The following is a 13,703-nucleotide window of genomic DNA, read 5'->3' as shown; positions in this document are numbered from 1 at the left end:
CCTTACTCCAGGAACAGGCTGGCGGGTTGTTCGAGCAGGCCGCGAATGGCCTGGATGAATTGCGCCGCGTCCATGCCATCGACCACGCGGTGATCGAAGGAACTGGAGAGGTTCATCATCTTGCGCACCACGATCTGGCCCTTGATCACCATCGGCCGTTCCACGATGCGGTTGACGCCAACAATCGCCACTTCCGGCAGGTTCAGCACCGGTGTGCTGACGATGCCGCCCAAGGCACCCAGGCTGGTCAGGGTGATAGTCGAGCCCGACAGCTCGTCACGGCTGGCCTTGCCATTGCGCGCAGCCGTGGCCAAACGTGCGATTTCTTCGGCATTGCCCCACAGGCTGCGGGCTTCGGCGTGACGCACCACCGGCACCATCAAGCCAACATCGCTCTGGGTGGCGACGCCCACGTGCACGGCGCCGAGGCGGGTGATGACCTGGGCCTCGTCGTCGTAACGCGCGTTGATCTGCGGGAAGTCACGCAGTGCCACCACCATGGCGCGCACGATGAACGGCAGCAGGGTCAGCTTGCCGCGTGTGGCGCCGTGTTTCTCGTTGAGGTGCACGCGCAACTCGTCGAGGGCGGTGACGTCGATCTCTTCCACATAACTGAAATGTGCGGCGCGCCGGGTGGCGTCCTGCATGCGCTGGGCGATCTTGCGGCGCATGCCTATCACCGGGATCTGTTCTTCGGTGTGGCGTTCGGCGTAAGGGTTGGCAGCGGTTTTATTCTGCGTCGGACCCTGGAGCAAGAAAGCCTCCAAATCTTCGTGCAGAATCCGGCCCGCCGGGCCAGTGCCCTGGACCAGACGCAGTTGAATCCCGGCGTCCATTGCGTGTTTGCGCACGGCCGGGGAGGCCAGCGGGCGATCGTCGGCTTCACGTGCCAGAGGCGCCTGGGCTGCGATAACCGGTGCAGGTTTGCTTTCAACCGCAACCGGCGCAGGCTTGGCCTCAACCACAGGGGTGGCCTTCGGCGTTTCCTTCACGGCGGGCGCTTCCTTGGCGTTGCCGGCACCTTCCACTTCAATGCTGATCAGAATACTGCCCACGGCCATGACTTCACCCGGCTCGCCGCCGAGGGAAATCACCTTGCCGTGCACGGGCGAGGGAATGTCCACCATCGCCTTGTCGGTCATTACATCCGCCAGCACCTGGTCTTCCACGACCATGTCACCGACCTTTACATGCCACACCGACAGTTCAACTTCCGCGATGCCTTCGCCAATGTCCGGCATCTTGATAACGTGCGTGCCCATTCAGACCTCCATGACCCGTTTCAACGCCGCGCCCACTCGGGACGGCCCTGGGAAATACGCCCACTCTTGCGCGTGCGGGTAGGGGGTGTCCCAACCGGTGACGCGTTCGATCGGCGCTTCCAGGTGGTGGAAGCAGTGTTCTTGCACCAGTGACACCAACTCGGCACCAAAGCCGCAGGTGCGGGTGGCTTCATGCACCACCACGCAACGGCCGGTCTTCTTCACGGATTTGACGATGGTTTCCAGGTCCAGCGGCCACAGGCTGCGCAGGTCGATGACCTCGGCGTCGATGCCGGTTTCTTCGGCGGCAACTTGCGACACATACACGGTGGTGCCGTAGGTCAGCACGGTAACGGCCGAGCCCGGACGCACGATGGCGGCCACGTCCAGCGGCACGGTGTAGTAACCGTCCGGCACCTGGGCTTGCGGGTGTTTCGACCACGGGGTTACCGGGCGGTCGTGATGGCCATCGAATGGGCCGTTGTACAGGCGTTTTGGCTCAAGGAAGATCACCGGGTCATCGTTTTCGATGGAGGCGATCAGCAGGCCCTTGGCGTCATAGGGGTTCGACGGCATCACCGTGCGCAACCCGCAAACCTGGGTGAACACCGCTTCGATACTCTGGCTGTGGGTCTGGCCGCCGTAGATGCCACCGCCGCACGGCATGCGCATGGTCAGTGGCGCGGTGAACTGGCCGGCCGAGCGATAACGCAGGCGCGCCGCTTCGGAGATGATCTGGTCGGTGGCGGGGTAGACGTAGTCGGCGAACTGAATCTCGGCCACCGGGCGCAGGCCATAGGCGCCCATGCCCACGGCCACGCCGATAATGCCGCTCTCGGAGATCGGTGCATCAAATACCCGCGAGCTGCCGTATTTGGTCTGCAAACCTTCGGTGCAGCGGAACACGCCGCCGAAATAACCGACGTCCTGGCCAAACACCACCACGTTGTCGTCTCGTTCGAGCATCACATCCATGGCCGAGCGCAGGGCCTGGATCATGGTCATGGTGGTGGTGGTCATGGCGGTTTCCACTTCAATACTGTTGTTGTGATCGTTCATGTCAGATCCCCAACTCTTGACGCTGGCGCTTCAAATGCTCCGGCATCTCTTTGTAGACGTCTTCGAACATGGTCGCGGCGCTTGGAATCTGGCCGCCGGCGAGGGTGCCGTACTGTTCGGCTTCTTTCTGTGCCTTGACCACTTCGGCTTCAAGTTCTGCACTGACCGCCGCGTGTTCCTCTTCGGACCACTGGCCAATCTTGATCAGGTGCTGCTTGAGGCGGGCAATCGGGTCGCCCAGGGGGAAGTGGCTCCAGTCGTCGGCTGGGCGATATTTCGACGGATCATCAGAAGTGGAGTGCGGGCCGGCGCGGTACGTGACCCACTCGATCAGCGTAGGACCAAGGTTGCGGCGCGCACGCTCGGCAGCCCAGGCGGAAGCAGCGTACACCGCGATGAAGTCGTTGCCGTCCACACGCAGGGAGGCGATGCCACAACCCACGCCGCGTCCGGCAAAGGTGGTGGCTTCGCCGCCGGCGATGGCTTGGAAGGTGGAGATGGCCCACTGGTTGTTGACCACGTTAAGGATCACCGGCGCGCGGTACACGTGGGCAAAGGTGAGGGCGGTGTGGAAGTCGGATTCGGCGGTGGCACCGTCGCCGATCCAGGCGGATGCAATCTTGGTGTCGCCCTTGATCGCCGAGGCCATGCCCCAGCCCACGCCTTGTACGAATTGGGTGGCGAGGTTGCCGGAAATGGTGAAGAAGCCGGCGTCCTTGACCGAGTACATGATGGGCAATTGACGGCCCTTGAGCGGATCACGCTCGTTGGACAGCAGTTGGCAGATCAGGTCCACCAGTGGCACTTCGCGGGCCATCAGGATGCTTTGCTGGCGGTAGGTGGGGAAGCACATGTCGTCGATGTTCAAGGCCAGGGCCTGGGCACTGCCGATGGCTTCTTCGCCGAGACTTTGCATGTAGAACGACATTTTTTTCTGACGTTGGGCGACCACCATGCGGTTGTCGAAGATCCGCGTCTTGAGCATGGCGCGCATGCCGCGGCGCATGATCTCGACGGGAACACCTTCGGCCCATGGCCCCAAGGCCTGGCCCTGGTCGTCGAGCACGCGGATCAGGCCTTTGGCCAGGTCGGCGGTGTCGGCGGGTTCTACGTCGATGGCGGGTTTGCGCACTAGACCCGCGTCGGTCAGGCGCAGGTACGTGAAGTCGGTCTTGCAGCCTGGGCGTCCCGAGGGTTCAGGGACGTGCAGGCGCAGTGGTTCATACTGCTGGGTCATGGCTTTCTACGCTCTATCTTGTGAATTTCTTGTAGTGGGCGCGCTAGCTGACAGTCAGTCTCCGGATAGGAGAAATCTTGTCCTACAACAATCATAGGCGGGGCGTAGAAGAATATTTATCTGTGTTTCATTGCGCTCGGGATCATTTGCGGATAAAAAAACTGCATAAGCATAATAAACAGGTGATTTTGTCTCATGCGCAAACTGGACCGTACCGATATTGGCATTCTCAACGCCCTGCAGGAGAACGCCCGCATCACCAACGCCGACCTGGCCCGCTCGGTGAACCTGTCGCCCACGCCGTGTTTCAACCGGGTGAAGGCGATGGAGGAGTTGGGCTTGATCCGTGACCAAGTCACGCTGCTCGACGCCGATCTATTGGGGCTGCACGTCAACGTGTTCATCCACGTCAGCCTGGAAAAGCAGAATGAGTTGGCGTTGCAGCAGTTCGAAGGCGCGATCTCGGACCGGCCAGAAGTGATGGAGTGTTACCTGATGGCCGGTGACCCGGACTATCTGATCCGGGTGCTGGTGCCGACAATCCAGTCGCTGGAGCGTTTCATGATGGACTTTTTGACCAAGGTGCCGGGCGTCGCCAACATCCGCTCCAGCTTCGCCCTCAAGCAGGTGCGCTACAAAACCGCGTTGCCGCTACCGGCCAACGGCATCAACCTGGGTTAGAGGTGGTTGACCGGAATCTTCAGGTACACCACACCATTGTCCTCCGCCGGCGGCATATTCCCCGCCCGCACATTTACCTGGATCGCCGGCAGCAACAGCGTCGGCATCCCCAGCCCTGCGTCACGCGTGGTGCGCATCTCGACAAACGTGGCTTCATCCACGCCATCATGTACATGGATATTTCCCGCACGCTGCTCGGCCACCGTGGTCCGGCACTTTGCCTCACGGCCTTCAGGCGGGTAGTCGTGGCAGACGTACAACTCGGTTTCCAGGGGAAAGCCCAGCAACTTGCGCATCGACGCATACAACTGCCGCGCATCGCCGCCAGGGAAATCACAGCGCGCCGTGCCGACATCCGGCATGAACAGCGTGTCACCCACCAGGATCAGTCGGTCGTCGATCAGGTAGGCCATGTCCGCCGGGGTATGCCCTGGCACATGCAGGGCCTGGGCCTTGATCGTGCCGATGTGAAACACCTCATCCGGCGCAAACAGGTGATCGAACTGCGAGCCATCCACGCGAAATTCCGGCTCCAGGTTGAACAGGTTCTTGAACACCCCCTGCACTTTGCTGATCGACTGCCCGATGGCGATCTTGCCACCCAGCGCGCGGCGCAGGTATGGCGCGGCAGACAAGTGATCGGCGTGGGCGTGGGTTTCCAGCAGCCATTGCACCTGCAGCCCATGCTCGCGCACAAAGCGGATTACCTTGTCGGCCTGGGCGGTGTCGGTGCGCCCCGAGGCCGGGTCGTAGTTGAGCACCGAATCGACGATGGCACAGGGGCCGCCATCGGTTTCATAAACCACATAGGTGTAGGTCGACGATGCCTCGTCCAGAAAGGCTTGGATCAGCGCTGGCATGGCGGTTGTCCCGGATGAAGAAAAAAGTAGTTACAATCAGTTTACGTTTTCACATAATGTTTTGAGCTTAAGTGACAAAAAGGACCCGAGGCAAATGGAATCTACTCTGAGTGAGGGCGAAGTCGCCCAGTTGCGCGCATCGGCGTCCAAGGCCTGCTCCTTGCTCAAGGCCCTGGCCAATGAGGATCGTTTGTTGATCCTGTGCCAGTTGACCCAGGGCGAGCGCAATGTCGGCGAACTGGAAGCCCTGACCGGCGTGCGTCAGCCCACGCTGTCTCAACAGTTGGGCATCCTGCGTGACGAAGGGTTGGTCGCCACCCGTCGGGAAGGTAAATACATCTTCTACGGGTTGGCCAGCCACGAAGTGATTCAAGTAATGAAGACCCTGTCCGGCTTGTACTGCGGCGCGGTCATAAAAAGCTGGGCGTGACGCCATCCGGCAGCGACCCTTGTGTGCATGTATGACAAAGGCGATAGACCATGACCGACCAACACTGGGGCCCAACCATCAGTGGCGACATCGTAGTCATCGGCGGCGGCTCGGCGGGCATTGGCCTGCTGGCCAGCCTGCTCAAGCGCGACCCGCACCTGAATATCATCCTGATCGAACCGAGCGACCATCATTGCTACCAGCCCGCCTGGACCCTGGTGGGTGGCGGCGCCTATGACCTGAAAAAGACCCGCCGCCCGCTGGCTGATGTCTTGCCCAACGGCGTTACCTGGGTGCAAGCCGCCGTCACCGAAGTACTGCCCGACGAGCAGACCCTGATCCTCGACAGCGGCCAGCGTGTCAGCTGGCAAAACCTGATCGTCTGCCCCGGCCTGCGCCTGGCCTGGGAGAAGATCGAAGGCCTGCAAGACACCCTCGGCAAGCATGGCGTCACGTCCAACTACAGCTACCAGCACGCCGCTTACACCTGGCAACTGGTGCAGCAACTCAAGGGCGGCAAGGCGATCTTCACCCAGCCAGCCATGCCGATCAAATGCGCAGGCGCGCCGCAAAAGGCCATGTATTTGTCCTGCGATCACTGGCTCAAGCAGGGCGCGCTGAAAAACATCGACGTCGAATTCAACCTGGCCGGTGCCGCGCTGTTCGGCGTGGCGACCTTCGTGCCGCCGTTGATGAAATACGTGGAGAAGTACAACGCCCGCCTGGCGTTCAACGCCAACCTGGTGAAAGTCGACGGCCCAGCGCGTAAGGCCTGGTTCGAAGTGAAGGACGCCGAAGGCAATGCCCGCGTTGAAGAAAAATCCTTCGACCTGCTGCACGTGGTCCCACCGCAGGTCTCTCCGGACTTCATCCGCCAAAGCCCGCTGTCCGACGCCGCCGGCTGGTGCGAAGTGAACCCGCACAGCCTGCAACACCTGCGTTACCCACACATCTTCGGCTTGGGTGATGTGTGCGGCACCACCAACGCCAAGACCGCGGCGGCGGTGCGCAAGCAGATCGTGGTGGTCGCCGAAAACCTGCTGGCCCTGCGCAAACAGGCGCCGCTGCCGCTCAAATACGATGGCTATGGTTCCTGCCCATTGACGGTGGAGAAGGGCAAGGTGGTGTTGGCCGAGTTCGGCTACGGCGGCAAGCTGCTGCCGACCTTTCCCCTGGACCCGACCCAGGCGCGGCGTTCGATGTGGTTCCTCAAGGCCACCTTGCTGCCGTGGTTCTACTGGAATGGCATGCTCAAGGGCCGCGAGTGGCTGACCCGACTGAGCAAGGTGGACTGAATGCTGCTGGCCAGTGTGTTGGGGTTATTGATGGGCCTGGTCATGGGCCTGACCGGCGCGGGCGGCGGCATCCTTGGGGTGCCGGCGCTGGTGCTGGGCCTGGGCTTGAGCATGACCCAGGCCGCGCCGGTGTCGTTGCTTGCGGTTGGTGCGGCGGCGGCGGTGGGAGCGGTCGATGGTTTGCGCCATGGCCTGGTGCGTTACCGCGCCGCGTTGTTGATCGCCATGCTCGGTGCGTTGTTCTCGCCGGTGGGGGTGTTTCTCGCCCACCAACTGCCGGAAGCGTTGCTGATGGGGCTGTTCAGTGGCTTGATGGTGTTGGTGGCCTGGCGCATGTTGCAGCGTGAAAAACGTGAGACCGGGCCGAGTGACCATGGCACGGCGTCCTGGGGCCAGAAGAACTGCATGCTCGATCAGCAGACCGGGCGCTTCGCCTGGACCGCCAAATGCAGCGCGACCCTGGCCGCCCTCGGCGCGGTGACCGGTGCGGTATCCGGCCTGCTCGGTGTGGGCGGTGGCTTCCTGATCGTGCCGGCGTTCAAGCAACTCACCGATGTGCAGATGCGCGGCATCGTCGCCACCTCCTTGATGGTGATCAGCCTGCTCTCCTTGGTCGGTGTGGCTGGCGCGTTCCATGCCGGTGTACGCATCGAATCGGTGGGCTGGGTGTTTATCGGCGCGAGCATCGTCGGCATGCTGGCCGGTCGACGCCTGTGTTCGGTGATTCCTGCGCGCACCTTGCAGGTGGGGTTTGCCAGCCTGTGTGTACTGGTGGCCGTTGGCATGTTGGTCAAGGCCGGTCTTACGTCCTAAGTGCCGGACCTGGACTAAATCGAATTTGCCGGCAGTCCTCACTTGGTAACCCCTCACTTTGCAGGAGCCGGATTGGCGGCAAGCCGGCCCCTGCAGAGGCAGTGGCAATTCATCCCATTGAATCCCCCACCCAGTACCCAAGTAGCATAGGTCCATTCCCAGGCCCTTCGTACACTGATGCTTCAGAGGGGGGAGGCAACGATGCACAACAGTGAAGGCGCAGTCAGCGCCATGTCCCAGGCCACCGATGCCGGGCAGGCCGCCGAGGAGCTGGCGCGGCAACTGCTGCATCCGTACCTGGGTTTCGTGCTGTTTTTCTGCTCCGCGTCCTACGATCTACAGGCCCTGGGCCAGGCCTTGCAACAGTGCTTCGGCAATGTGCGAGTGGTCGGCTGCACCAGCGCCGGTGAGATCACCCCCCAAGGCTACGGTCGCAACTGCATCACGGCAGTCGGCTTCAACCATGCGCACTTTTCCATCGCCACCGAACTCATCGACCAGGTGGAGCATTTCAACCTGATCAACGCCCAGGACATGGTCGAGCGACTGGTGGGCGGTTGCCGTAGCAATACCCTGGCGCCGATCAAGGGCAACACGTTCGCCCTGACCTTGCTTGACGGCCTGTCCAGCCGCGAAGAAATGGTATTGGCCGCGCTCAGTGCAGCCCTCGGGGATATCCCGCACTTCGGCGGCTCGGCCGGTGACGACAACTTCCTCACCCACACCCACGTGTATTTCAACGGTGTATTCCACAGTGGCGCGGCGGTGGTAGTGCTGGTCAATACCTGGTTGGATTTCGAGGTGTTCACCACGCACCACATCCTGCCGCGCACGGAAAAGCTGGTGGTCACCGGCGCCGACAGCCCGTCACGCCGCGTCTTCGAACTCAACGCCGAGCCCGCTGCCGAAGAGTACGCACGGCATATCGGCGTGGCAGTGGCCGACCTCGACCATCGCGTCTTCGCCGCCCACCCGCTGGCGGTGCGCATTCACGACCAGTACTACATGCGCTCGATCCAGCAAGTACACGCCGACCTCAGCCTGAGTTTCTACTGCGCGGTGGAAAACGGCATCGTGCTCACCGTCATGAAGCCTGGCCCGATCCTGCCCAATCTGGAAACCCTGTTCGACGGCCTGCAAGCGCGCCTTGGCGACCTGTTGCTGACCATCGGCTGCGATTGCTTCCTGCGCCGCCTGGAACTGGAAGACACCGGCAACCTGGAACAGATCGGCGGGTATTTGCGCGACCATCGGGTGATGGGCTTCAACACCTACGGAGAACAGTTCAATGGCATGCACATCAACCAGACCTTCACCGGGGTCGCCATTGCCCGAGGCCGGCGCTGACCTGTCCGCTCAACTGGCCCGGCTGCAACAGGACAACCACAAGCTGGCGCGGATCAATGCGGCGCTGATCGAGCGCATCGAGTCCGGCATGACCCAGGGCAACAACCCCTACACCACCTTCCAGCATTCGGTGGTGCTGGCCGAGCAAGTGCGCGAGCGCACCGACGCGCTGAACCAGGCGATGGCCGAACTCAAGGCCAGCAACCACCTGCTGATCAATGCCCGGCTACGCGCCGAAACCCTGCGCGGCGAGCAAGCCGCCGCGCAGAAGGCCCAGGAAAGCGAACGCTGGATCCGCCTGATCACCGACAACGTGCCGGCGCTGATCGGCTACCTGAATGCTGATCTGGTCTACGAATTCACCAATAAAGTCTATGAGGAATGGTACTGCTGGCCGCGTGGCATGATGCTCGGCCAGAGCCTGCGCGAAGTGCACAGTGAGCAACATTGTCGGCGTCTGGACGCCTACGTCGCCCGCGCGTTGGCGGGGGAGAGCGTGACCTTCGAATTTGCCGAAACCAACATCAACAACCAGGAGCGCTACATGCTGCGCTCCTATGTGCCGAACCTGTTGGCCAGTGGCGAGGTGGTGGGGATCTTCGTGTTGATCCGCGACATCACCGAACGCCGCCGCACCGCCGAGGCCTTGCACCAGGCCTATCAGCACCTGGAGCAGCGCGTGGCGCAGCGCACGTCGGAACTCACCTCGCTCAATGACCAATTATTGAAGGAAATCGACGAGCGCCGCCGCATGGAAACAAGGTTGCGCGAAGCCAAACTGGAGGCCGAGCAGGCCAACCTGTCCAAGACCAAATTCCTTGCCGCCGTCAGCCATGACCTGCTGCAACCACTGAACGCGGCGCGGTTGTTCACCAGTGCCTTGCTGGAGCGCCCCAGCGAAACCCTGGTGCGCAATGTGAGCAACTCCCTGGAAGACGTGGAAAACCTGCTGGGTACGTTGGTAGATATTTCCAAGCTGGATGCTGGGGTGATCAAGGCGGATATCGCGCCGTTTGCCCTGAGTGAACTGCTGGAAAACCTGGCTGCCGAGTACACCGAACTGGCCCGTGCCGAAGGGCTCGAACTGCACTTTGTCGGGTGCTCGGCGCTGGTGCGCAGCGATATCCAGTTGCTGGCGCGGATCCTGCGCAATCTGCTGAGCAATGCCCTTCGCTACACCTACAAAGGTCGCGTGGTGTTGGGGTGCAGGCGCCAGCATCAGCGCCTGTCGATCCAGGTGTGGGACAGCGGCATGGGCATTACCGAAGACCGACTGGAGGAAATTTTCCAAGAGTTCAAGCGCGGCGATGTGCAGCGTCCGGACCAGGATCGCGGGTTGGGCCTGGGCCTGGCCATCGTGGAAAAGATCGCCGGCATCCTCGGCCACCGTATCAGCGTCAAATCCTGGCCAGGCAAGGGCTCGATGTTTTCGGTCGAGGTGCCGTTGAGCGCCACTGCACCCAAGTCATTGCCGGCCCCGTGCATGAGCGAGCCGATGCTCGAACGCCTGCAAGGCGCGCGGGTGTGGGTGCTGGATAACGACGCGGCGATCTGCGCCGGCATGCGCACCTTGCTCGAAGGCTGGGGTTGCCGGGTGATCACCGCGCTGTCGGAACAGGACCTGGCCCGGCAGGTGGACAACTACCATGCCGAGGCAGACCTGTTGATTGCCGATTATCACCTAGACGACGACCAGAACGGCGTGGACGCGGTGGCGCGGATCAACGCCCGACGAGGCCGTGCGGTGCCGGCGTTGATGATCACGGCCAACTACAGCAACGAGTTGAAGCTGCAGATTCGCGAGCTGGGGCATACGTTGATGCATAAACCGGTGCGGCCAATGAAGCTCAAGACCGCGATGAGCCATTTGCTCAGTCGCCCCTCCCACATTTGATCGCCATGCATCAGACAGTTCAGCGCCGCAGGTACGAGCCGAAATCAATATCCCCGGCACTGAGTATCGCCTGTACCCGATTGTGCACATTCAACTTGCGCAAAATCGCCGAAACATGGGCCTTCACCGTGGTCTCGGCAATCTCCAGGGTATAGGCGATCTGCTTGTTCGACTCGCCTTTGGTCATGCGTTCCAGCACCAGCAACTGTTTGCGCGTGAGGGCCTGCAGCAGCTCCGGGGCAAACCCCGGGCTGTCGTGCATGCGCCGTTGCCCGGGGTTTTTCTGGGTGCGGATGATGTCGGGCGGCAAGTACACGTTGCCGTTGAGAATCTGCTGGATTGCCTCGGTCATTTGCAGGCGCGGTGATGACTTGGTAATGAAACCCACGGCGCCGTAGGTGATGGCTTGCAGCACGATTTGCTTGTCCTGCTCGGCCGAGACGATCACCACCGGGATGGTCGGTGACTCGTTGCGCAGGTTGATCAACCCGTTGAGGCCGTGCATGCCGGGCATGTTCAAGTCCAGCAGGATCAGGTCGAGGTCGTCGTGTTCCTGGGTCAGGGCGAGGGCGCTGTCCAGGTCGGCGGTTTCCATCACGTCGCTGCCTGGGAAACCGTCGCTGATGACGTTATGAATCGCCTCGCGAAACAGCGGGTGATCGTCGGCAATCAGAATTTTGTACATGGCCGTTCACCTTCTTGTTGTGGTTTTTTATTCAAAGGGTTCGGGTGTCGCAGCCATCACTGGCAGTTTTGCCGCTTCCCATGCGTCCAAGCCATCGCGATACCAATACACAGAGGTATAGCCCAGGCTGGCGGCTCGTTTTACCGCGTTCCAACTCAGCCAGCAATCGGAGCGGCAGTAGAACACCAGCGGGCGTGCCAGCTGGCCGTCGGTGAACTTGTACAGATGCCGCACGAAGTAGCCCTGCCATTCCGGCGTGAGGTCGCCGTCGCCGGTATTGGCCAGCCAGTGGCTGCCGGGCAGGTTGGCGTGGGGCTGGTCTTCGATGAAGCGACCTTGCAGCCATTGGCGGCGGTACACATCGATGAGTACCGGTGCGGGCGTCTGGTTGAGCAGGGTTTGCAGCGCTGGGGTGTCGACGATGGTTGCGCCGGGCAGATGATCGGGCGTAGGGCTTCGGTACAGGCTGGTGCGGTAGCCCTCGGCGGAAAACAATGGGGTGTCGGCCTGTACGTGGCTGATGAACAGGCACAACAGTGCCGCAAGGGGCAGTCGAGCGGGCAGCATGGCGGGTCCAATCCTTATCGTTATGCGCCCATTACACGCGAGTCCCGCTGCCTTGGGAATGCGACGATAGACAGGTAAACCAGTACCAAAGTAGTAGGTCGCCGCAGGCCATTGGGTTCTAGCATGCACAGCACGCACTGCCATTGGAGGCGCTATGAACATCCTGTTGGTCGACGATCACGCCGTGGTCCGCCTGGGCTATGCCGGCCTGTTGCGCAGCGGCCTGCCGGGTATGGAGGTGCGTGAAGCGGCCAGTGGCGAAGAGGCCGTGGCGCGGGTGCATGAGGCGGTGCCTAACCTGGTGATCATCGGCTTTGGCCTGCCAGGTATCAGTGGCCTGGAAACCACCCGGCGCCTGCGTCAGCGCCTGCCGCAATTGCGCGTGCTGTTTTTCAGCCAGCATGCCGAGCTGCCCCTGGTGCGCCAGGCTTTGGACGCGGGCGCTTCGGGATATCTCACCAAGAGCGCTTCGCCTGCGGTGATGCTTGAAGCGGTTGAGCGCATCCTTGACGGCCACACCTATATCGAACAGGACCTGGCCACCCAGCTGGCGTACCACCCCACCGATCGCCGCCTCCAAAGCATGACCCAACGCGAGTTGGAGATTTTCCTGATGCTCGCCAAGGGCACCCCGGCTCGTTCGATTGCGGCGCAGCTGAGTATCAGCAGCAAGACCGTGTCCAACCACCTGACCTTGCTCAAGAGCAAGTTGCAGGTGAGTTCCCATGCCGAACTGGTGCACCTGGGCATCGACATGGGCGTGGTGCGGGTGGCGGGTTAACGGTCCCAAGTGGTGGGGCAGTCCTTGCAGCCTTCCATATTCGCGTCCTGAAAGTTAGCGTAATGCTGGCGGCTGCCGCTGAGGGTGGCCTGTTCCAGGTTGCTTTCACCGAACTTGGCTTCTTGCAGGTTGGCGTCGCTGAGGTCCGCGCCTTGCAGGTCAGCCTTGCTCAGCCAAGTCATTTCCAGGTCGGCCGCACGCAGGTTGGTTTTGTGCATTTTTGCCCCCGACAGCCGCGCAAATTGCAGGTAGGCGGCGCTCAGGTTGGCGTTTTCAAATTGCGCGCCCTGGGCAAACATCCCCCAGCCTTGCACGGCCATCAGCGTGGCGCCGGTAAAGTCGGCCAGGCGCAGGTTGGCTTGTTGCAGGCTGGCGCGGGTCAGGTTGGCGCCTTGCAACTGGGCTTTTTCCAGGTTGGCAAGGTCCAGGTTGGCGTGGCGCAAGTCGGCATCGCGCAGATCGGCACCGGCCAGGTTCATGCCGCTCAGGTTCTGGTTGCGCAGGTTGGCGCCCTTGAGATTGGCGCCGGGGCATTGGCTGTGCTCGGCAAGAGTGCAACCGTTGATGACCAGGGGGGCGTCGTCACCGTCGTCGGCGTGGGCCAGGGGCAGGCATAGCAGGACTAATAAGGGCAGATATTTCATCGCGAGACCTCTGGGGATCCTGTGGTGAGCGGGCTTGTTGTGGGGGGGGGGGGGGGCCCCCCCCCCCCCCACCCCCCCCCCCCCCCCCCCCCCCCCCGGCTCCTACAAAGGGGTCTCGTCTTTAGGGACGTGGCGCGTAGGCAAACAC

14 protein-coding genes are annotated in these 13,703 nt (G+C 61.9%); 7 read left to right on the top strand and 7 right to left on the bottom strand.

Annotation, left to right across the window (positions count from 1 at the left end):
- Window positions 1–2: 2 nt before the first annotated feature.
- The 3 genes from WH299_RS17455 to WH299_RS17445 are packed head-to-tail and all read right to left on the bottom strand — an operon-like array spanning window position 3 to window position 3,558.
- Window positions 3–1,262 (bottom strand): dihydrolipoamide acetyltransferase family protein, encoded by a 1,260-nt coding sequence (locus WH299_RS17455; RefSeq protein WP_339550881.1) that lies wholly within the window; start codon window positions 1,260–1,262, stop codon window positions 3–5.
- Window positions 1,263–2,321, bottom strand: a complete 1,059-nt coding sequence (locus WH299_RS17450) for an alpha-ketoacid dehydrogenase subunit beta (protein WP_016978112.1) — start codon at window positions 2,319–2,321, stop codon at window positions 1,263–1,265.
- A 1-nt stretch (window position 2,322) separates the two neighbouring features.
- Window positions 2,323–3,558, bottom strand: a complete 1,236-nt coding sequence (locus WH299_RS17445) for a 3-methyl-2-oxobutanoate dehydrogenase (2-methylpropanoyl-transferring) subunit alpha (protein WP_028616979.1) — start codon at window positions 3,556–3,558, stop codon at window positions 2,323–2,325.
- A 195-nt stretch (window positions 3,559–3,753) separates the two neighbouring features.
- Here WH299_RS17445 and bkdR point away from each other — a divergent pair, with 195 nt between their 5' ends.
- Window positions 3,754–4,239 carry a Bkd operon transcriptional regulator BkdR gene (gene bkdR / locus WH299_RS17440; RefSeq protein ID WP_010209335.1) on the top strand — a complete coding sequence of 162 codons (486 nt, stop codon included), beginning with the start codon at window positions 3,754–3,756 and terminating at the stop codon, window positions 4,237–4,239.
- Here bkdR and WH299_RS17435 read toward each other — a convergent pair.
- Window positions 4,236–5,099, bottom strand: coding sequence for an MBL fold metallo-hydrolase (locus WH299_RS17435; RefSeq protein ID WP_339550880.1), 864 nt, complete (start codon window positions 5,097–5,099; stop codon window positions 4,236–4,238). The two genes, bkdR and WH299_RS17435, sit on opposite strands and share 4 nt — an antisense overlap.
- Before the next feature lie 94 nt (window positions 5,100–5,193).
- Here WH299_RS17435 and WH299_RS17430 point away from each other — a divergent pair, with 94 nt between their 5' ends.
- The 5 genes from WH299_RS17430 to WH299_RS17410 all read left to right on the top strand — a co-directional run bounded on the left by WH299_RS17430 (window position 5,194) and on the right by WH299_RS17410 (window position 10,878).
- The gene (locus WH299_RS17430) at window positions 5,194–5,529 is read left to right on the top strand and encodes an ArsR/SmtB family transcription factor (RefSeq protein ID WP_005789341.1); all 336 of its coding nucleotides are present in this window, start codon (window positions 5,194–5,196) and stop codon (window positions 5,527–5,529) included.
- A 50-nt stretch (window positions 5,530–5,579) separates the two neighbouring features.
- Complete coding sequence (locus WH299_RS17425) at window positions 5,580–6,824, top strand: FAD/NAD(P)-binding oxidoreductase (RefSeq protein ID WP_339550879.1); 1,245 nt, start codon at window positions 5,580–5,582, stop codon at window positions 6,822–6,824.
- Complete coding sequence (locus tag WH299_RS17420; RefSeq protein ID WP_339550878.1) at window positions 6,825–7,637, top strand: sulfite exporter TauE/SafE family protein; 813 nt, start codon at window positions 6,825–6,827, stop codon at window positions 7,635–7,637.
- A 201-nt stretch (window positions 7,638–7,838) separates the two neighbouring features.
- Window positions 7,839–8,984, top strand: coding sequence for a nitric oxide-sensing protein NosP (gene nosP / locus WH299_RS17415; RefSeq protein ID WP_339550877.1), 1,146 nt, complete (start codon window positions 7,839–7,841; stop codon window positions 8,982–8,984).
- Window positions 8,926–10,878 carry a PAS domain-containing hybrid sensor histidine kinase/response regulator gene (locus WH299_RS17410; protein ID WP_445262713.1) on the top strand — a complete coding sequence of 651 codons (1,953 nt, stop codon included), beginning with the start codon at window positions 8,926–8,928 and terminating at the stop codon, window positions 10,876–10,878. Before nosP ends, WH299_RS17410 begins: the two co-directional genes overlap by 59 nt.
- A gap of 19 nt (window positions 10,879–10,897) precedes the next feature.
- On the opposite strand, the gene WH299_RS17405 is transcribed toward WH299_RS17410, so the two are convergent.
- Window positions 10,898–11,563, bottom strand: a complete 666-nt coding sequence (locus WH299_RS17405) for a response regulator transcription factor (protein WP_033899773.1) — start codon at window positions 11,561–11,563, stop codon at window positions 10,898–10,900.
- 27 nt (window positions 11,564–11,590) lie between these two features.
- Window positions 11,591–12,130, bottom strand: a complete 540-nt coding sequence (locus tag WH299_RS17400) for a PQQ-dependent catabolism-associated CXXCW motif protein (RefSeq protein WP_122729259.1) — start codon at window positions 12,128–12,130, stop codon at window positions 11,591–11,593.
- 154 nt (window positions 12,131–12,284) lie between these two features.
- Here WH299_RS17400 and WH299_RS17395 point away from each other — a divergent pair, with 154 nt between their 5' ends.
- On the top strand, window positions 12,285–12,911 hold the full coding sequence (locus WH299_RS17395; protein ID WP_323625415.1) for a response regulator transcription factor: 627 nt from the start codon (window positions 12,285–12,287) through the stop codon (window positions 12,909–12,911).
- On the opposite strand, the gene WH299_RS17390 is transcribed toward WH299_RS17395, so the two are convergent.
- Window positions 12,908–13,555 (bottom strand): pentapeptide repeat-containing protein, encoded by a 648-nt coding sequence (locus tag WH299_RS17390; protein ID WP_339550876.1) that lies wholly within the window; start codon window positions 13,553–13,555, stop codon window positions 12,908–12,910. The two genes, WH299_RS17395 and WH299_RS17390, sit on opposite strands and share 4 nt — an antisense overlap.
- Between the last annotated feature and the right edge of the window lie 148 nt (window positions 13,556–13,703).

It is taken from the genome of Pseudomonas sp. MYb541 (assembly GCF_037479595.1).
Classification (GTDB): domain Bacteria; phylum Pseudomonadota; class Gammaproteobacteria; order Pseudomonadales; family Pseudomonadaceae; genus Aquipseudomonas; species Aquipseudomonas canadensis.
The sequence above is the reverse complement of the archived record's forward strand: the minus strand, read 5'-3'. Positions and strand labels throughout refer to the sequence as shown.

Coding starts and splice junctions, on each gene's coding strand:
- nosP (WP_339550877.1), top strand. CDS start 7,839: ATGCACAACAGTGAAGGCGCAGTCAGCGCCATGTCCCAGGCCACCGAT.
- WH299_RS17400 (WP_122729259.1), bottom strand. CDS start 12,130: ATGCTGCCCGCTCGACTGCCCCTTGCGGCACTGTTGTGCCTGTTCATC.
- WH299_RS17430 (WP_005789341.1), top strand. CDS start 5,194: ATGGAATCTACTCTGAGTGAGGGCGAAGTCGCCCAGTTGCGCGCATCG.
- WH299_RS17395 (WP_323625415.1), top strand. CDS start 12,285: ATGAACATCCTGTTGGTCGACGATCACGCCGTGGTCCGCCTGGGCTAT.
- WH299_RS17425 (WP_339550879.1), top strand. CDS start 5,580: ATGACCGACCAACACTGGGGCCCAACCATCAGTGGCGACATCGTAGTC.
- WH299_RS17450 (WP_016978112.1), bottom strand. CDS start 2,321: ATGAACGATCACAACAACAGTATTGAAGTGGAAACCGCCATGACCACC.
- WH299_RS17405 (WP_033899773.1), bottom strand. CDS start 11,563: ATGTACAAAATTCTGATTGCCGACGATCACCCGCTGTTTCGCGAGGCG.
- WH299_RS17390 (WP_339550876.1), bottom strand. CDS start 13,555: ATGAAATATCTGCCCTTATTAGTCCTGCTATGCCTGCCCCTGGCCCAC.
- WH299_RS17410 (WP_445262713.1), top strand. CDS start 8,926: ATGGCATGCACATCAACCAGACCTTCACCGGGGTCGCCATTGCCCGAG.
- WH299_RS17435 (WP_339550880.1), bottom strand. CDS start 5,099: ATGCCAGCGCTGATCCAAGCCTTTCTGGACGAGGCATCGTCGACCTAC.
- bkdR (WP_010209335.1), top strand. CDS start 3,754: ATGCGCAAACTGGACCGTACCGATATTGGCATTCTCAACGCCCTGCAG.
- WH299_RS17445 (WP_028616979.1), bottom strand. CDS start 3,558: ATGACCCAGCAGTATGAACCACTGCGCCTGCACGTCCCTGAACCCTCG.
- WH299_RS17455 (WP_339550881.1), bottom strand. CDS start 1,262: ATGGGCACGCACGTTATCAAGATGCCGGACATTGGCGAAGGCATCGCG.
- WH299_RS17420 (WP_339550878.1), top strand. CDS start 6,825: ATGCTGCTGGCCAGTGTGTTGGGGTTATTGATGGGCCTGGTCATGGGC.